This window comes from Streptomyces sp. NPDC034037, assembly GCF_055575715.1.
Map to the genome: position 1 here is coordinate 17,556 of NZ_JBVISC010000005.1, position 18,403 is coordinate 35,958.

Genomic DNA, 18,403 nt, shown 5'->3' on the forward strand with positions numbered 1-18,403 from the left:
AACCTCGTTCCCCACCCGGGGCGGGCGCTCGGCGCCCCGGGCCGGGTTGTCAGTGGGCTCGGCTACGGTTCGAGCATGGCTGCCCGTACGAAATCCACCAAGGACCGTCCGTCCTACCGCTGCACCGAATGCGGCTGGCAGACGGCCAAGTGGCTCGGCCGCTGCCCCGAGTGCCACGCCTGGGGGACGGTCGAGGAGTACGGCGCGCCCGCGGTCCGCACCACCGCCCCCGGCCGGGTCACCTCCTCCGCCGTCCCGATCGGCGAGGTCGACGGCCGCACGGCCACCGCGCGCTCCACCGGCGTGCCCGAGCTGGACCGGGTCCTCGGCGGCGGTCTGGTGCCGGGCGCCGTCGTGCTGCTCGCGGGCGAGCCGGGCGTCGGCAAGTCCACGCTGCTGCTCGACGTCTCGGCGAAGGCCGCGAGCGAGCAGCACCGCACGCTCTATGTGACGGGCGAGGAGTCGGCGAGCCAGGTCCGGCTGCGCGCCGACCGCATCGGCGCCATCGACGACCACCTGTATCTGGCGGCGGAGACCGATCTGTCCGCCGTCCTCGGCCACTTGGACGCCGTCAAGCCCTCCCTGCTGGTCCTCGACTCGGTGCAGACGATCGCCTCGCCGGAGATCGACGGCGCACCCGGCGGCATGGCGCAGGTCCGCGAGGTCGCGGGCGCCCTGATCCGCGCCTCCAAGGAGCGCGGCATGTCCACGCTCCTGGTCGGCCACGTCACCAAGGACGGCGCGATCGCGGGACCGCGCCTGCTGGAGCATCTCGTCGACGTGGTCCTCCAGTTCGAGGGCGACCGGCACGCGCGCCTGCGCCTGGTCCGCGGCGTCAAGAACCGGTACGGCACGACGGACGAGGTCGGCTGCTTCGAGCTGCACGACGAGGGCATCACCGGCCTCACCGACCCCAGCGGTCTCTTCCTGACCCGCCGCGCCGAGCCCGTGCCGGGCACCTGTCTGACCGTCACCCTGGAGGGCCGCCGCCCCCTGGTCGCCGAGGTCCAGGCGCTCACGGTCGACTCGCAGATCCCGAGCCCCCGGCGCACCACCTCCGGCCTGGAGACCTCGCGCGTGTCGATGATGCTGGCCGTCCTGGAGCAGCGCGGCCGGATCACGGCCCTCGGCAAGCGGGACATCTACAGCGCGACGGTCGGCGGAGTGAAGCTCTCCGAGCCCGCCGCGGACCTCGCCATCGCCCTCGCCCTGGCCAGCGCGGCGAGCGACACCCCGCTGCCGAAGAACCTCGTGGCGATCGGGGAAGTCGGCCTGGCGGGCGAGGTCAGACGGGTCACGGGGGTGCAGCGCAGGCTGTCCGAGGCGCACCGGCTCGGCTTCACCCACGCGCTCGTACCGGCCGATCCGGGCAGGATTCCCGCCGGTATGAAGGTCATCGAAGTCGCCGACATGGGTGAGGCGCTCCGCGTCCTTCCGCGATCCCGTCGCCGAGAGGCCCCACGGGAGGAGGAAGAGCGCCGGTAGACTTTGCCCTGGTCTCGCCCATCCGTACGAAGACAGACGTACGGAGGAGGCTTGGAGTACGTGCGACCGAGGGAGTGCAGTGGCAGCCAACGACCGGGCAGCGAGTCCCGGCAAGCCCGGCGGAAGCACCGCTGCCGAAGTGCTGATGCGCGCCTCCCTGAGCGCCGTCGCCCCCGGCACGGCCCTGCGTGACGGCCTCGAACGCATCCTGCGCGGCAACACCGGCGGTCTGATCGTCCTCGGCTGGGACAAGACGGTCGAGTCGATGTGCACGGGCGGTTTCATCCTGGACGTCGAGTTCACCGCGACGCGCCTGCGCGAGCTGTGCAAGCTCGACGGCGGCATCGTCCTCGACAAGGACATCACCAAGATCCTGCGCGCCGGTGTGCAGCTGGTGCCGGACCCGAAGATCCCCACCGAGGAGACGGGCACCCGGCACCGCACGGCGGACCGCGTCTCCAAGCAGGTCGGTTTCCCCGTCGTCTCCGTCTCCCAGTCCATGCGCCTGATCGCGCTGTACGTGGACGGTCAGCGCCGCGTCCTGGAGGACTCGGCGGCGATCCTCTCCCGCGCCAACCAGGCCCTCGCGACGCTGGAGCGGTACAAGCTGCGCCTCGACGAGGTCGCGGGCACGCTCTCCGCCCTGGAGATCGAGGACCTGGTGACGGTGCGGGACGTCACGGCGGTCGCCCAGCGCCTGGAGATGGTGCGCCGCATCGCCACGGAGATCGCCGAGTACGTGGTGGAGCTGGGCACGGACGGGCGTCTTCTCGCCCTCCAGCTGGACGAGTTGATCGCGGGCGTCGAGCCCGAGCGCGAGCTGGTCGTCCGGGACTACGTGCCCGAGCCGACCGCCAGGCGCTCCCGCACGGTGGACGAGGCGCTCCAGGAGCTGGACGCCCTCTCCCACGCGGAGCTGCTCGAACTGTCCACCGTCGCCCGCGCCTTGGGCTACACCGGCTCTCCGGAGGCCCTGGACTCGGCCGTCTCGCCGCGGGGCTTCCGCCTCCTGGCCAAGGTCCCCCGGCTGCCCGGCGCCATCATCGACCGCCTCGTGGAGCACTTCGGGGGCCTGCAGAAGCTGCTCGCCGCCAGCGTGGACGACCTGCAGACGGTGGACGGCGTGGGCGAGGCCCGCGCGCGCAGCGTCCGCGAGGGCCTCTCCCGCCTCGCGGAGTCCTCGATCCTGGAGCGGTACGTCTAGCCGCTGGCCGGACAAGGCCCTGGAGGAGCCGGCGGCGGCCGGCCCTCCCGGAATCATCGACCCTTCTTTGGGTCAGTCCTTCTCCAGCACGAACGAGGCGCGGGCGGTGCCAAGTCCGGGCGTCTTCGCCTCGATGAGATAGGTACCGGCCTTCGCCGTCGCCCCCGAAGGCGTGGCGCAGCGCGGCTCGCTGCCCCGCCGGTCCCACTGCACGGTGTGCGTCACGTGCCCCTCGGCCGGCACGCGCAGCAGCAGGCTGCCGCCACCGGAGGGGCAGTCGGCCGAGGACCAGAACTCCTCGTCGCCGTCGGCCCGGGTGATCGTCACGACCGTGCCCTTGCCGCCCAGGTCGACCTTGCAGGCCTTGCCGCCGCGGTTCTCGGCGATCAGCTCGAACTTCGGCTTCTCGCCGCGCTCGTACGCGTTCTTGACGCTGCGCAGCTTCAACTTCGCGCTGCTGCCGGTGCAGTTGGGCACCTTCGTGCCGGCCGGGAGCCGGTCGCCGGAGCCGCCGCCCCCCTTGGCGTCGTCGGCCGAGCCGCCGCCACCGCCGGAACCCGCCGCCCCTCCGGAGCCCGCGGCACCCCCGGAACCGCCGGCGCCACCCGAGCCCCCCGACCCGCCCGAACCGGAACCGGAGTCCGAGCCGTCGTCCGACTCGTCGCGCCCGCCCGGGTGTTCGGTGATCGCGGACCCCGATTCGGAGGGGCCCGGCGTGATGGACGTCGCTGGGCCGTTGCCGTTCGGCCCGTCGGCGCCGTTCTCGCCACCACCACCGGAGGTGGCGACCCAGACGGCGAGGAGCACCAGCAGACCGAACACGGACAGCAGGACGGCCCTCCGACGCCAGTAGATGGTGGAGGGAAGCGGCCCGACCGGATTGCGCAGAGATCCCACGCCCAAACCTTACGAGAGATCCGGCGCTTGTCCCGCCCCACCCGCCGCCCTGAGCGACAAAGTTTGCCGATCATCATCCCGGAGAGCCGTTCCGGACCCTTCCGGCACTGTCCATCGTCAGGGGTGCGCACGGAACGATCGCCGGATGTGACGATTCGGACTCACTCCGTACCGTCCGTAATCATGGACACCATGGACGACGATCTCTACCGCGACATCACCGACTTCGCCCACGACACACCGTCGTGGTTCCAGCACCTCGCGGAGGTGTGGACGGAACTCGGGCTGCTTCTCTTCGGCGTGCTCTTCGTCGTCGCCTGGTGGCGTGCCCGGCGCGGTGATCCTCGCGCCCTGGCCGTCGCGGTGCTCGCTCCCCTGGCCACCGCGGTGGCCTATGTGTGCAGCGAGTTGGCCAAGTCCGCCATCGACGAGGAGCGGCCCTGCCGGGCCGTGTCCGGCGCGTTGAAGCCGCTCGTCGAGTGCCCCGCGTACGGCGACTGGTCCTTTCCCAGCAACCACTCGACGATCGCGGGTGCCGCCGCCATCGGCCTCGCGCTCGCCTGGCCGCGGCTGGCGGCGCTGACGGTTCCGATGGCCGTGCTCATGGCCTTCTCGCGGGTCTTCGTCGGCGTGCACTACCCGCACGACGTGGCGGTCGGCCTGGTCTTCGGCGCGTTGATCACGTACGCGGTCGTCCGGCTCGCCACGCGGCCCGTGGCGCGGGTCGCGCAGACGATGCGCGGGTCCTCGACGGGCGTGGTGCGCTGGTTCGCCGGCCCCGGCCCGGCGCTCGCCCCCTCCCCGGCGACGGATCCGGCGGCGTACGACACCCCGACGATGACGTTCCGCCGCCAGGACCCGCACGGACACGACCCGTACGGGCACGACCCGCACGCCCATGGTTCGCACGACGCACCCAGCCACGGCTCGCGTCGCCGCAACTCGCATCGCCGCTGAACCGGGCCCCGTTCGGGGTGATTCGGTTCCTTCGGTGGCAGGGCGGGACTCAGTCCGGGTCCGGGACGAGCCCCGCCTCGTACGCGACGATCGCCGCCCGCACGCGGTTCTTGACCCCGAGTCGTTCGAGGACCGCGCTCACATAGGCCTTGACGGTGCCTTCCACGAGGTGGAGCCGGGCGGCGATCTCGGGGTTGGACAGGCCGGCGCCGACCAGCGCGAGGACCTCGCGTTCGCGGGGTGTGAGGGCCTCGACGCGGGTGCGCGCGGCGGCGCCTCGGCCGAGCCGGCGCACGCCCGAGCGGTCGATGACGTGCCGGGCCACTTTGGGCGAGAGGAACGCGGCGCCGCCCGCCACGGCCCGCACGCCCGCGATGAGTTCGTAGGGATCGCCGGACTTCAGGAGGAAGCCGGTGGCCCCGCCGCCGAGGGCGCGGGCCACGTACGCGTCCTCGGAGAACGTCGTCAGCATGGCCACCGCGGTGCCCGGCACCGTACGGACGATCTCCTCGGCCGCCGCGAGGCCGTCCAGGCGCGGCATGCGGATGTCGAGCAGCGCCACGTCGGGCCGGTGGGCCTGGGCCAGGGAGACGGCCTCGCGCCCGTCGGCGGCCTCCGCGACGACCTCGATGTCCCCGCCCGCGGCGAGGATGGCCCGCACGCCCGCGCGGAGCATGGCCTCGTCGTCGGCCAGCAGAACCCGGATGGCCTTGGCCTGATCCACCGCACACACTCCTTGTCGCTCACGTTCTTCGCTCATCCGTCGGCCGTCGGGATCACGGTCTTGTCCACGAGTCGGCCGCCGTCGCCGCCGAAGCAGATCCTGAAGTAGGGGACGGCGGTGAAGAGTTCACCGCTCGCGCGGTAGTACGCGCAGTCGGCGCCGTCCGGCGGGGGGCTCGGCGCGCGTTCCACGGGCGGGTCCGAGGCGGCCCGGTCCGGCAGCACGGACTCGACGGCGGCGCGGGGCGCCCCGACGCGCAGGCGCGCGTAGTCGGCGGGGTCGAGCACGGAGTGCGTCCGTGAGTACGCGTACCAGGCGAACGCCCCGCCGACGAGCAGGACACCGGCGGTGACGGCGCCGCCGAAGGCCAGCACGGTCCGGCGGCGCGCGGAGGCGAGGCGGGCGCCGGAGTGCGGGGGCGGCGCGGGGGCGCTCCCCGCGACCGGCAGACGGGCGGCGACCCGGAAGCCGTCCGCGTGCGGCCCCGCGTCGAAGGTGCCGCCCAGGTCGGTGACCCGGGCCCGCAGACCGCGCAGCCCGGTACCGCCCTCCGAGGGCCGAGCGGGCTGTCGGGGGCGGCCGTTGACGACGGTGACCGTCGTCGCGTCCTCGCCGCGCCGCACGATGACGGTGACGGGGGCACCGGGCGCGTGCCGGGCGGCGTTGGTCAGCGCTTCCTGGACGACGCGGTGGGCGGCGGGGTCGGTCGGGCGCGCCGGCGCGTCGTCGTCGTAGGTGATGTCCAGGCCGGACTCCGCGGCGCGTGCGACGAGGTCGGCGGTGCTCTCGCCGGTGGGTGCGAGCGGGGCCCGCTCGTCGTCGTCCTCGCGGAGCAGGCCGATGATCGCGTGCAGGCGGTCCGTGGCCTGCGAGGCGGCGGCGCGCAGGTCGGCGGCGGCCGCGCGGTGCCGGTCCGCCAGGTCGGGGGCGACCTGGAGGGCACCCGCGCGGACGGCGATGAGGCTCAGTTCGTGGCCCAGGGAGTCGTGCATGTCCTGGGCGATGCGGGCGCGTTCGCGCAGCCGCGCGCGGTCGGCGACGATGCGCTGCTCGCGCTCCAACTGCTCGGCCCGCGCCCAGCCCGCGGCGGCCAGCTCGCGGCCCTGGCGCCAGTAGCGGCCGCCGAGCCAGGGGAAGACGGCGCCGAACACGAGCGTCCCCACGAGGACGAGCCACTCGACCACGGGATCGACGTCCCGCACGGCGATCTTGACCGTGCCGACGACGGCGACGCCCGCGAAGGCGAGCAGCGCGGGCCCGGTGCGGGGCGCGCGGCGGCCGAGGAGCAGCGCGAAGAGGGCGAGGGCGGGGCCGTGGGAGAGCGTGAAGAGGGAGGGGGCGGTGACGAGGCCGAGGGCGGCCGCGGCGAGGAAGGCGAGCAGCGGGCGGGCGCGGCGGACACCGACGGCGGCGGCCAGCACGGCCGACGCGGCGAGCAGCGCGCCGACGGACCGGGGCTCCTCCAGCCCCAGCCACCCCACCACCACCCCGGGCAGCACAAGCCCCACCCACACCCCGACCCCCCACACCCACCTCTCCACACCCCGACGCTACTTCCCCACCCCCCCACCCCACCCCTGCCGATAGTCAGTACCGACCCACTTACCGAGCCCCGAACCCCGTGCCCCAACCCCCGAGACCCGGGGTAACGGGTGGGTGGGTGGGAAAACAACCCGCGCGAAGCGCGGGAAACAAGACAACGCACCCGCAGACAAAAGACGACCCCACCCCGAGCCACCCCGGAGAACCGCCAAGGCCATGGCAGGATCGACCCTGCCATGACTGCTCCCACCAAGCCCACGCCGAACAGCCCGGCCCCGGGGGACTCCCCCGAGTACGCCGGGGACGCCCTCCACACCCCCGTCATCGCCTGGTTCGACGCACACGCCCGCGACCTGCCGTGGCGGCGCGAGGACGCCGGGCCGTGGGGCGTGATGGTCAGTGAGTTCATGCTCCAGCAGACGCCGGTCAGCCGCGTCCTGCCCGTGTACGAGCAGTGGCTGGCCCGCTGGCCCCGCCCCGCCGACCTCGCCGCGGAGGCCCCCGGCGAGGCGGTCCGCGCCTGGGGGCGGCTCGGTTACCCCCGCCGCGCCCTGCGGCTGCACGGCGCCGCCGTGGCCATAACGGAACGGCACGGTGGCGACGTACCGGCGCAGCACGCGCAGTTGCTCGCCCTGCCCGGCATCGGGGAGTACACCGCGGCGGCCGTGGCGTCCTTCGCGTACGGGCAGCGCCACGCCGTCCTGGACACGAACGTGCGCCGGGTCTTCGCGCGGGCCGTGACCGGCGTGCAGTACCCGCCGAACGCCACCACCGCCGCCGAGCGCAGGCTGGCCCGTGCCCTGCTCCCCGAGGACGAGCGCACGGCGTCGCGCTGGGCCGCCGCCTCCATGGAGCTGGGCGCCCTGGTGTGCACCGCCAAGAACGAGGCCTGCGGGCGTTGCCCGATCGCCGACCGGTGCGCCTGGCTCTCGGCGGGCAAACCGGCGCACGACGGCCCGGCCCGGCGCGGCCAGACGTACGCGGGCACGGACCGCCAGGTGCGGGGCAAGCTGCTCGCGGTGCTCCGCGAGGCCCTGACCCCCGTGCCGCAGGCCGCCCTCGACCGGGTGTGGGACGAGCCGGTGCAGCGGGCGCGCGCGCTGGACGGCCTGGTCGCGGACGGTCTGGTCGAGCCGCTGCCGGACGGTCTGTACCGCCTGCCGCTGACCTGACGGGCGGAGCGCCGCGACCCGCGCCCCGCGTAACCGAGGACCCGGCAGGACCCCCGCTTTACGCGCGCCCTACTTCTGTTACACAACCTACGCACAGCCGTGCGCCCGCCGCTGGCTGCTCCGCACAACCCCGTGACACGGCCTCCGTAGCTTCATACCCGTACCGCACGAGCAGGGACGGCGGTCGACATCGGGGATGGAACGGAGGCGGTTTGATATGGCGCACGGCGAGGTGCTCGAGTTCGAAGAGTACGTCCGCACTCGGCAGGATGCCCTGCTGCGCAGTGCCCGGCGCCTGGTTCCGGACCCCGTGGACGCCCAGGACCTGCTGCAGACCGCGCTCGTGCGCACGTACGGCCGCTGGGACGGCATAGCCGACAAGCGGCTCGCGGACGCCTATCTGCGCCGCGTCATGATCAACACCCGTACGGAGTGGTGGCGGGCCCGCAAGCTCGAAGAGGTGCCCACCGAGCAGCTGCCCGACTGCTCCGTGGACGACTCCACGGAGCAGCACGCGGACCGCGCCCTGCTGATGGACATCCTGAAGGTGCTCGCACCCAAGCAGCGCAGCGTCGTCGTGCTGCGACACTGGGAGCAGATGTCCACAGAGGAGACGGCCGCCGCACTCGGCATGTCGGCCGGAACGGTCAAGAGCACGCTGCACCGGGCACTCGCCCGGCTCCGCCAGGAGCTGGAGAACCGGGATCGCGAGGAACTCCTCGCACGCGCGCTCGAACGTGAGGAGCGGGAGCGTTGCGCGGCCTAGGCCCCCGGGCCACCAGAAACGTGAAGGCGGTGAGCACGGCGGTGGCCGGGCTCACCGCCGTCGGCCTTTTCCTCTCCGCCTGCTCGACGGGCGGTTCCGGCGCCCGCGACGAGGGTCCGGCCCGCAGCGAGCCGGTGGTGTCCGCGTCGCCGTCGCCCTCCGCCTCCACGGTGGAGAAGAAGATCGACGCGGTGCGGCTGGTCAAGAGCGACCCGAAGGTCAGCACGGCGATCAAGCGGGACCTCAAGCCCTGCGCCGGTGAGTCGTATCCGGTGGACGTGTCGTACGGGAACCTCACCGGAGGAACTGCCTCCGATGTCGTGGTGAACGTGCTGACCTGCGCGGACGCCGTGGGCATCGGCAGTTACGTGTACCGCGCCGAGGGCGGCCGGTACGAGAATGTCTTCGCGGCCGAGGAGCCCGCCTCGGTCTACGCCGAGATCGACCGGGGCGACCTGGTCGTGACCAAGCAGCTCTACGAGAAGGGTGACGAGGTGCCCTACCCGTCCGGCGAGGAAGTGATCACCTATCACTGGTCCTCGCGCCACTTCGCCGAGACCGGGCGCACCCGCAACGACTTCAGCAGCGCGGTGAGCGCGGAGTCGCCCCCCGCGCCGTCGGCGTAGCCCCGTACAGCACCCCCAGGCACGAAACGCACCGAGAAGGACTGAGAGCAGCCGATGGCAGAACAGACCCATGTCCTGTTCGTCGAGGACGACGACGTCATCCGTGAGGCCACCCAGCTCGCCCTGGAGCGCGACGGCTTCGTGGTGACGGCCATGCCCGACGGACTGGCGGGCCTGGAGGCGTTCCGCGCGGACCAGCCGGACATCGCGCTGCTCGACGTCATGGTGCCGGGCCTGGACGGCGTCTCGCTGTGCCGCCGCATCCGCGACGAGTCGACCGTCCCGGTGATCATGCTGTCGGCGCGCGCCGACTCCATCGACGTCGTCCTCGGCCTGGAGGCGGGCGCCGACGACTACGTGACCAAGCCGTTCGACGGAGCCGTCCTGGTGGCCCGCATCCGCGCCGTCCTGCGCCGGTTCGGGCACGCGAGCGGCTCCGGCTCGGCCACGGGCGCCGGCGACGACCGGTCGTCGGCGGACGGCGGGGTGCTGCAGTTCGGCGAACTGGAGATCGACACGGAGGGCATGGAGGTCCGCAGGGACGGCACCCCGGTCGCGCTGACGCCGACCGAGATGCGGCTGCTGCTCGAATTCTCCTCCGCGCCCGGCACCGTGCTCTCCCGCGACAAGCTCCTGGAGCGTGTCTGGGACTACGGCTGGGGCGGTGACACCCGCGTCGTCGACGTCCATGTGCAGCGGCTGCGCACGAAGGTGGGCCAGGACCGCATCGAGACGGTCCGTGGCTTCGGCTACAAGCTCAAGGCGTGAGCGGGCCCGTGAACGGCTTCCGTGGGGCCACGGACCGGGTACGCGGGGCCCGCGGGGTCCGTGGGGCGACCGGGCGCGTGCGTGAGGCGCTGCGCTCCCGCCTTCGCACCGGCGGGCGCGCGAACCCGCGCGGGAGTGCGCGCGCGGGCCTGCGCACCGGCGTGCGCTGGAAGATCAGCGCGGCGATCGCGCTGGTCGGCGCGCTGGTCGCGGTGGCGCTGAGCCTGGTCGTGCACAACGCGGCGCGCGTCTCGATGCTCGACAACGCCCGGGACGTGCAGGACGAGCGCATCCAGTTCGCCCTGCGGCTGTACTCCGCCTCGCAGCGCCAGACCCTCCAGTTCGGCACGAAGGTCGACGATCCGGCGCTCCCCGAGGAGCTGCGGCAGACGGTCCTCAAGGGCCGCCGTGCCACCTTCGTGGAGGACAAGCCCGACGGGGTGCCGGACATCTGGGCGGCCGTGCCGCTCGCCGACGGGCATGTCCTGTCGCTGCACTCCCGGTTCACCGACCGCAGCGCCACCGTCATGAAGGACCTCGACCAGGCCCTGGTCATCGGCTCCATCGCGGTCGTCTTCGGCGGCTGTGCGCTGGGCGTCCTGATCGGCGGGCAGCTGTCGCGGCGCCTGCGCAAGGCGGCCACGGCGGCGAGCGAGGTCGCCCAGGGCCAGACGGACGTCAGCGTCCGCGATGCCATCGGTGGCGTGGTGAAGGACGAGACCGATGACCTGGCGAGTGCCGTGGACGCCATGGCCGACGCCCTCAAGCAGCGCCTGGAGGCCGAGCGGCGGGTCACCGCCGACATCGCGCACGAGCTGCGCACGCCGGTCACCGGACTGCTGACGGCGGCGGAGCTGCTGCCGCCGGGCCGGCCGAGCGAGCTGGTCAAGGACCGCGCGCAGGCCATGCGCACGCTCGTGGAGGACGTCCTCGAAGTGGCCCGCCTGGACTCGGCGGCCGAGCGGGCCGAGCTGCAGGACATCACCCTCGGCGAGTTCGTGACGCGGCGGATGGCGTCCCTGACCACGGAGGTGACGGTCACGGTGGTGCACGAGTCGGAGGTCACCACCGACCCGCGCCGCCTCGAGCGCATCCTCGGCAATCTCGTCGCCAACGCCGCCAAGCACGGCAAGCCGCCCATCGAGGTCAGCGTCGAGGGCCGCGTGGTCCGGGTGCGCGACCACGGGCCCGGCTTCCCCGAGGCGCTGCTGCACGAGGGCCCGAGCCGCTTCCGCACCGGCAGCACCGACCGGGCGGGGCACGGCCACGGCCTCGGCCTGACGATCGCCGCCGGCCAGGCCCGCGTCCTCGGCGCCCGGCTCACCTTCCGCAATGTGCGCCCGGCGGGGGCCGCGCCCCACGCGAGGTCCGAGGGCGCGGTGGCCGTGCTGTGGCTGCCGGAGCACGCGCCGACCAACACGGGCAGCTTCCCGATGCTTCAGCTCCCGGACAACCTCTGACGCGCCGCCGGGTGCGCCGCCAGCAGCTCCACTCCTTGTCGAGGTCGAGGCCGCCCTCGCGGCGCTGGCAGCATCAGCGCACCCACAACGGCCCCCCGGCGCGAGAGCGCCGAGGGGCCGTGGAGCCGCCGAGAGGCCGTGGAGCTGCCGATGAGCTGTGGGCCCGCCGAGAAACGGCGTGCCGGGTCAGGCGATGACGCCCGTGACCGGCTCCTCGGCCGCCCGCGCCGCCGGGTTCGCGTCGCCGTCGCCCGCGGGCTTCTTGTCGGCGGGGCCCGCGCCGCGCAGCGGGATCTCCTTCACGAAGAGGGAGGCCAGCAGCGCGATGACGGCGACGGCCGTGCCGAGCAGGAAGGCCGAGTGCGTCCCGGAGGCCACCGCGAACTTGTACGCGTCGCTCACCTGCTCCGGGAGCTTCGCGAGGCTGTCCGCGTCGAGCTGGGCCGACTTCTCGGTGACCTTGCCGCCCAGTTCGCCGGCGCGCTCGGCCATCACGTCCTGGACGCGGTCGTTGAAGAGGGCGCCCATGATCGCGACGCCGAACGAGGAGCCGAGCGTACGGAAGAGGGTGGCCGAGGACGAGGCGACGCCCATGTCCTTCAGCTCGACGCTGTTCTGCGCGACGAGCATGGTGACCTGCATCAGGAAGCCCATGCCGGCGCCGAGCACCGCCATGTAGAGGCCCGAGGTGAGCCGCGTCGTCCCCGTGTCCATCTGGGCCAGCAGGAAGAAGCCGACGATCATCAGGACGGTGCCGGCGATCGGGAAGACCTTGTACTTGCCGGTCGCCGTGGTGAACCGGCCGGCGAACATGGAGACGGCCATCATCGACAGCAGCATCGGGAGCAGCAGCAGCCCGGAGTTGGTCGCCGAGGCGCCCTGCACCGACTGCTGGAAGAGCGGCAGGAAGAGCATCGCGCCGAACATCACGAAGCCGGTGATGAAGCCGATGACGGCCATCAGCGAGAAGTTGCGGCTGCGGAAGATGTGCAGCGGCATGATCGGCTCGGCGGCCTTCTTCTGTACGAGGAGGAAGCCGATGAGCGAGACGACGCCGATCGCGATGAGCTCCATGATGACGGCCGAGCTCCAGGCGTACTCCGCGCCGCCCCAGGTGGTGACCAGCACGAGCGCGCTGATGCCGACGGTGAGCAGGGCCGCGCCGAGGTAGTCGATCCGTCCCTCGGCCTTCTTCTTCGGCAGGTGCAGGACGGCGGTCACCATGGCGAGCGCGACGGCGCCCAGCGGCAGGTTGATGTAGAACGCCCAGCGCCAGCCGAGGTGGTCGGTGATGGTGCCGCCGACGAGCGGACCGCCGATCATCGCGACCGCCATGACGCCGGTCATCATGCCCATGTACTTGCCGCGCTCCCGCGGCGGCACCAGGTCGCCGATGATCGCCATGACGCCGACCATCAGGCCCCCCGCGCCCAGTCCCTGGACGGCGCGGAAGCCGATGAGCTGCTCCATGTCCTGCGCCATGCCGCTGAGCGCGGAGCCGGCGAGGAAGATGACTATGGAGGTGAGGAAGGCGCCCTTGCGGCCGTACATGTCGCCGACCTTGCCCCAGATGGGGGTGGAGGCGGCGGTGGCCAGCGTGTAGCCGGTGACGACCCACGACAGGTGCTCCAGGCCGCCGAGGTCGCCGACGATCGTCGGCATGGCGGGGCTCACGATCATGTTGTCGAGCATCGCGAGCAGCATCGCGATCATCAGGGCCATCAGCACGACGCGCACACTGCGCTGTCGGGGTTCGCCCTGCGCGGCCGGTCCGGCCTTGTCCAGCTCCGGTTCGGCTCGCGCCGTGGTCTTGTCGTTCATGGTCCCCATTCCCCGCACTTCCCCAGGTCCGCCCTGGCCCCACCGGCGCCTTACTTGCCGACCGGCTAGCTGACTACACTGAGGGAAGGTAGACCCCCAACTAGCCGGGCGTCAAGTAAGTTAACCGGAGTCGAGGAGCACCCGATGGGCACGGGCACAGACAAGCAGCAGCGCCGCGGGAACACCCGCCAGCGCATTCAGGACGTGGCCCTCGAACTCTTCGCCGAACAGGGGTACGAGAAGACGTCACTGCGCGAGATCGCGGAGCGGCTGGAGGTCACGAAGGCGGCGCTGTACTACCACTTCAAGACCAAGGAGGCCATCCTCACCAGCATCTTCGACGACCTCACACGGCCCATCGACGAGCTGATCGCCTGGGGTCACGAGCAGCCCCAGCCGCCGTCCCTGGAGGTCCGCCAGCAGGTCCTGCGCCGCTACAGCGACATCCTGGTCGACGCGGCGCCGCTGTTCCGCTTCATGCAGGAGAACCAGGCCACCATGCGGGACCTGAAGACGGGCGAGAGCTTCAAGGACCGCATGTTCGGGCTCTACGAGATCCTCAAGGACCCCGGGGCGCCGATGACCGACCAGGTGCGGTGCTTCAGCGCGCTGTTCACCATGCACGGCGGGATGTTCGTCCTCAAGGACGTCGAAGGCGACCCCGAGGAGAAGCGCAGGGCCATCCTCGAAGTCGCCATCGACCTGGTCACGCAGGCCCACTCGGGCGGCTGAGCCGCCCCCGGGTCAGACGCGCACGCCGACCGAGCGCAGGAAGGCGACGGGGTCGACGGCCGAGCCGTAGTTGGGGGTCGTGCGGATCTCGAAGTGCAGGTGCGGGCCGCTGGAGTTGCCGGTGTTGCCGGACAGGGCGACGCGCTGGCCGGTGGCGACGTTCTGGCCCACCCGGACGTCGACGCGCGAGAGGTGCGCGTACTGCGAGTACGTGCCGTTGCTGTGCCTGATCACCACGGCGTTGCCGTAGGCCGGACCGTCACCGGCGCCGTTGGGGCCGGCCTTGACGACCGTACCGCCGTGCACGGCGGCGACCGGGGTGCCGACCGGGACGGCGAAGTCCTGGCCGGAGTGCTTGTGGGCCCACATGCTGCCGCCGCGGCCGAAGGTCGCGGAGAGCGTGTAGCGCTCGACCGGGTGAATCCAGGAGGCGGCCTTCGCGGCGGCGGCCTTCTTGATGCCGGCGGCCTTCTTGGCCGCGTCCTGCTGGGCCTTCTCGGCGGCCTTGGCCTGGGCGGCGGCCTGCGCGTGCACCGAGTTCACGGTGACGCCGGGCAGGACACCACCGCTCCTGGCGCTGTCCGCAGCGACCGAGACCCCGGCTCCGAGCACCGCCGACGCGCCGAGGCCGACGGCGAGAACGGCCGCCCGCGTACGGAGCGTGGACGGGCGGGGATGGTGGGACCTGGTGCGCTTCGACATGGGGACGTCCTTCGGGTGACGGGGAGGGGGCGTGCGACGACCCGGCGGACGGGAGCGGGAACGGGCCCCGCACCACCGCGCTTCACCGGGTCGGCCATCCCTTGGTAACCCGTGCTCGAACCCCTGCCAAACCCCCCATCTACTACCGAAAGCCGTAGCGGCCCATGATGATTTTGGACCCTTGACACCACCAAATCCGGACAATTCCCTCGTTGCGTGGCATGTGAATCCTTGGCCTCTCATGCGTTTGACCCCACGGGGGACAGCCCCGCGCCCCGCGCCACCCCTGGATCCCCACCCCGGGCCCCGCGACGCGGTGAAGGTCCCGGCGGTTACGGGCCGAAGGTCCCGAACCGTTCGCCCCGGGCGCCCACTATCGGACGTAGTACCGCGCGAACCCCCTGTGCGGCATGTCACCGGCGCCGAGGATCCGCCCCACCGCCGATGTGACGCCCACTACGCTCACGCCCATGGATCCCGCGGTCGTAGGCACCCGCCTCGCGTCGAGCGTCGTCACCCCGTTGATCAAGAAGCTGTTCGCCCGTGAGGGCCCCGGCGCCGGGCTCGTGGGCCGGCCCGTGCGGGTGTCCGCGCTCGTGTCCTTCCGGGGCGAGAAGCGGACCCTGACCGAGCCGGACGTACGCCGTGTCGCGGAGCGGCTCGTGGCCCGGTCCCTGTCCTCACCGGGCGAGCGGCCCTTCCCGCCGGACGAGGCTGCGGCGGTCACCGACGCCCTGACCCGTGTGCTCCTGGCCCTCGGCGACCTCGACATGGACGACGTCCAGGCGGTCGGCCTCGGCCACCAGAAGCTGGCCCGCCTGCTCCTGCGCGCGGCGCGGGACGCCGACGCCTGGCTGTCCGAGGACGCCGCCCGCCACCTCCACTCGGTCACCGAGTGGGCCTGCCTGCACATCCTCCAGTTCTTCACGCAGCGCTCCACCTTCGTGGCGGCCACGCTGGTCGCCCAGCGGCGGAGCCAGGACGAACTCATCGCCAAGGCCGACGCGCTGATCGCCCGCAGCCCGCTCCCCGGGGCGCGGGACGCCGCCTTCGAAGAGCGCTACCTCGCGTACGTGGCGAAGAAGCACGGCAAGCTGACGATCTTCGGGATCGATCTGACGGACACCCCGGGCAAGTGGCCGCTGGACGCGGCCTACATGTCCCTGGAGGCGACCGCTCCCGGACGCGTGATGTCGGCCTGGTTCCTGACCGGCGCGGAGTACCACGCGGAAGAGGTGGAGGTCGTCGAGCACACCTCCCCGCTCCCCGCCGACCAGGCCCTCGCCGCCCACGACCGGGTCCTGCTGCGCGGCGAGGCCGGTTCCGGCAAGACGACCCTCGTGCAGTGGCTCGCGGTCAGCGCCGCCCGCCAGGACCTGGCCGAGGGTCCCATGACGTACCTCGCCGACCGCGTCCCCTACGTCCTGCCCCTGCGCGCCCTCACCCGGCACGGCGAACGCCTGCCCGCCCCCGCCGACTTCCTCTCCGCCGTCGGCTGCCCGCTCGCCGGTTCGCAGCCCGCCGGCTGGGAGGCGCGCGTCCTGGCGGCCGGCCGCGCCCTGATCCTGGTCGACGGCATCGACGAGGTCCCCGACACCGAACGCGCCGCCACGCGCGCGTGGCTCACCGACCTCCTCGACGCCTACCCCGGCAACCGCTGGCTGGTGACCTCGCGCCCGGCGGCCGTACGGGCCGACTGGCTGGCGGACGAGGGCTTCACTGAGCTGACGCTCTCCGCGATGAACGAGAAGGAGGTGAGCGCCTTCATCGAACGCTGGCACGCGGCGGCGGCCACGGGCGCGCCCGACGAGGACGCGGCCCTCACCGCGTACGAGAGTCAGCTCCTCGCGGCGGTGAAGTCGAAGCCGGATCTCGGCCGCCTGGCCACCAACCCCCTGATGTGCGGCCTGATCTGCGCACTGCACCGCGACCGCAGGGGCTTCCTGCCGCTGGGCCGCAAGGACCTCTACAGCGCCGCCCTCTCCATGCTGCTGGTCCGCAGGGACCGGGAACGCCACATGGCCGTCCCCGAGCTGCGGGAGGAGCCGCAGCTCCAGCTGCTCCAGCGCCTCGCGTACTGGCTGATCCGCAACGGCCGCACGGTCCTGGACCGGACACGGGCGGAGACGATCATCGCGGACGCGCTGCCGGCCGTACCGGAGCTGGCCGCACTCGGCGACGCCCGCGCCGTCTACACGCACTTCCTGCACCGCAGTGGCCTGTTGCGCGAACCGGGCCCGAACACCGTCGACTTCGTCCACCGCACCTTCCAGGACTTCCTCGGCGCCCGCGCCGCCGTCGACGAGGGCGACTTCGGCGTCCTCGCCCGGCACGCGGCGGACGACCAGTGGCAGGACGTCATCCGCATGGCGGTGGCCCAGGCCCGCCCCCGCGAACGGGCGGAGCTCCTGCGGGACCTGCTGGCCCACGGCGACGCCCACACCGACGAGCGCTCCCGCAAGCGCGTCCACCTCCTCGCCGCGGCCTGCCTCGAACACGCGGCGGAACTGGCCCCGGCGGTACGCGAAGAGGTGGAGCGCAGGACCGCCGGGCTCATCCCGCCCCGGGACGCCGACGACGCCCGCGCCCTCGCGCAGGTCGGCCCCATGGTCCTCGACCTGCTGCCGGGCCCGGATTCGCTGACCGCCGAGGAGGCCCGCCTGGTGACGGTCACCGCGACCCACGTGCGCTCCGACGCGGCCATCCCCTTCCTGGCCCGCTTCGCCCGCCACCCCAGCGTCCTCGTCCGCAGCCAGCTGATGTGGGGGTGGCACCGCTTCGACTGCCGCGCGTACGCGGACCAGGTCATCGCCCATCTCGACGCCACCGCCCTGCACTTCACGCTCCGGGACGACGTACAGATCGCGGAGCTGGAGCGGCTGGGGCTGTTTCCGAGGCGGCTCGACATGCGGGTCGGCGTCTTCCCCGAGGTCGCGTCCCGCTTCCTCGTCGCCTGCGAGCCGGCCTTCCTGCTGCTCTCCTACTCCCCGGCCCACCTCACGCCGGAGGCCCTGGCCGCCCTGCACGGCCTGGAGGGGCTGAATGTCTTCAGCGTCGGCGACACCGACGAGCCCTGGAGCCTGACCCTGTTCCCCGCCGAGGCCCCGCTGACGTTCTTCGGGCTCACGGGCTCCCGCTCCTCCGTGCGGGACCTGGAGCTGCTGCCCCGCTGGCCGCTCCTTGAACGCGTCGCCTTCGGGGAGAGCGGTCCGGACTCGGCCGCCGACTGGGAGACACTCGCCCGCCTGCCCCGGCTCGCCCGGCTGCACTGCGGCTCCCGCAGCCTCGCGTACGCGTCCGAGGGGCTGAGCCTGCCGCGCCTCACCGAGCTCTGGCTCTCCCCCGACGGCGCCTGGGAGGCGGCGACGGCCCGCATCGCCACCCTGATGCCGGGGCTCCAGCGCCTCCACGTGGAGCCCCCCACCGACAGAGGGACGGCGGAAGAGCCGAGGCGGCACCTCGACGTCTCCGCCCTGCCCGACCACATCGACGTACAGGTGTGGGAGCCGTCCAAGCTCTGAGCGCCCCCTCCCCCGCCGCGCGGGGC

The 18,403-nt window shown here is 72.8% G+C and carries 14 protein-coding genes and 1 pseudogene; 10 read left to right on the forward strand and 5 right to left on the reverse strand.

Annotated features, from left to right (window positions below; genetic code table 11):
• Positions 1 to 75: 75 nt before the first annotated feature.
• Complete coding sequence (gene radA, locus ACZ516_RS18275) at positions 76 to 1,485, forward strand: DNA repair protein RadA (RefSeq protein WP_358586120.1); 1,410 nt, start codon at positions 76 to 78, stop codon at positions 1,483 to 1,485.
• Between the two features lie 79 nt (positions 1,486 to 1,564).
• Positions 1,565 to 2,689 carry a DNA integrity scanning diadenylate cyclase DisA gene (gene disA / locus ACZ516_RS18280; protein ID WP_358586119.1) on the forward strand — a complete coding sequence of 375 codons (1,125 nt, stop codon included), beginning with the start codon at positions 1,565 to 1,567 and terminating at the stop codon, positions 2,687 to 2,689.
• 72 nt (positions 2,690 to 2,761) lie between these two features.
• Here the strand turns inward: disA and ACZ516_RS18285 are convergent, their stop codons facing one another.
• On the reverse strand, positions 2,762 to 3,586 hold the full coding sequence (locus tag ACZ516_RS18285; protein WP_469011053.1) for a hypothetical protein: 825 nt from the start codon (positions 3,584 to 3,586) through the stop codon (positions 2,762 to 2,764).
• A 183-nt stretch (positions 3,587 to 3,769) separates the two neighbouring features.
• On the opposite strand from ACZ516_RS18285, the pseudogene ACZ516_RS18290 reads away from it, so the two are divergent.
• Positions 3,770 to 4,372: pseudogene (locus tag ACZ516_RS18290) on the forward strand (phosphatase PAP2 family protein); the annotation flags it as partial.
• 220 nt (positions 4,373 to 4,592) lie between these two features.
• On the opposite strand, the gene ACZ516_RS18295 reads toward ACZ516_RS18290, so the two are convergent.
• Positions 4,593 to 5,303: a response regulator transcription factor gene (locus tag ACZ516_RS18295; RefSeq protein WP_467466460.1), complete on the reverse strand. Its 711-nt coding sequence runs from the start codon at positions 5,301 to 5,303 to the stop codon at positions 4,593 to 4,595.
• On the reverse strand, positions 5,300 to 6,808 hold the full coding sequence (locus tag ACZ516_RS18300; protein WP_469011055.1) for a sensor histidine kinase: 1,509 nt from the start codon (positions 6,806 to 6,808) through the stop codon (positions 5,300 to 5,302). Before ACZ516_RS18300 ends, ACZ516_RS18295 begins: the two co-directional genes overlap by 4 nt.
• Before the next feature lie 237 nt (positions 6,809 to 7,045).
• Between ACZ516_RS18300 and ACZ516_RS18305 the strand changes: the two genes are divergently transcribed.
• The 5 genes from ACZ516_RS18305 (at position 7,046) to cseC (ending at position 11,601) form a co-directional block, all read left to right on the forward strand.
• Positions 7,046 to 7,981 carry an HhH-GPD family protein gene (locus ACZ516_RS18305; RefSeq protein WP_358586112.1) on the forward strand — a complete coding sequence of 312 codons (936 nt, stop codon included), beginning with the start codon at positions 7,046 to 7,048 and terminating at the stop codon, positions 7,979 to 7,981.
• A 217-nt stretch (positions 7,982 to 8,198) separates the two neighbouring features.
• Positions 8,199 to 8,747 carry a SigE family RNA polymerase sigma factor gene (locus tag ACZ516_RS18310; protein WP_358586110.1) on the forward strand — a complete coding sequence of 183 codons (549 nt, stop codon included), beginning with the start codon at positions 8,199 to 8,201 and terminating at the stop codon, positions 8,745 to 8,747.
• Positions 8,748 to 8,767: 20 nt separating this feature from the next.
• The gene (locus tag ACZ516_RS18315; protein ID WP_361080163.1) at positions 8,768 to 9,373 is read left to right on the forward strand and encodes a hypothetical protein; all 606 of its coding nucleotides are present in this window, start codon (positions 8,768 to 8,770) and stop codon (positions 9,371 to 9,373) included.
• 54 nt (positions 9,374 to 9,427) lie between these two features.
• Entirely contained in the window at positions 9,428 to 10,141 is a 714-nt protein-coding gene (cseB, locus tag ACZ516_RS18320) for a two-component system response regulator CseB (protein ID WP_358586106.1), read from the forward strand.
• Entirely contained in the window at positions 10,138 to 11,601 is a 1,464-nt protein-coding gene (gene cseC / locus ACZ516_RS18325; RefSeq protein WP_469011058.1) for a two-component system sensor histidine kinase CseC, read from the forward strand. The genes cseB and cseC overlap by 4 nt, the downstream gene beginning before the upstream one ends.
• A gap of 186 nt (positions 11,602 to 11,787) precedes the next feature.
• Here the strand turns inward: cseC and ACZ516_RS18330 are convergent, their stop codons facing one another.
• The gene (locus ACZ516_RS18330) at positions 11,788 to 13,422 is read right to left on the reverse strand and encodes an MDR family MFS transporter (protein WP_469011060.1); all 1,635 of its coding nucleotides are present in this window, start codon (positions 13,420 to 13,422) and stop codon (positions 11,788 to 11,790) included.
• 144 nt (positions 13,423 to 13,566) lie between these two features.
• Between ACZ516_RS18330 and ACZ516_RS18335 the strand changes: the two genes are divergently transcribed.
• On the forward strand, positions 13,567 to 14,154 hold the full coding sequence (locus tag ACZ516_RS18335) for a TetR/AcrR family transcriptional regulator (RefSeq protein WP_358586102.1): 588 nt from the start codon (positions 13,567 to 13,569) through the stop codon (positions 14,152 to 14,154).
• Positions 14,155 to 14,166: 12 nt separating this feature from the next.
• On the opposite strand, the gene ACZ516_RS18340 is transcribed toward ACZ516_RS18335, so the two are convergent.
• A complete protein-coding gene (locus tag ACZ516_RS18340) occupies positions 14,167 to 14,856 on the reverse strand; it encodes a M23 family metallopeptidase (RefSeq protein WP_469011062.1) in 690 nt (229 codons plus the stop codon).
• Positions 14,857 to 15,326: 470 nt separating this feature from the next.
• Between ACZ516_RS18340 and ACZ516_RS18345 the strand changes: the two genes are divergently transcribed.
• On the forward strand, positions 15,327 to 18,377 hold the full coding sequence (locus ACZ516_RS18345; protein ID WP_469011064.1) for an NACHT domain-containing protein: 3,051 nt from the start codon (positions 15,327 to 15,329) through the stop codon (positions 18,375 to 18,377).
• Positions 18,378 to 18,403 lie beyond the last annotated feature (26 nt).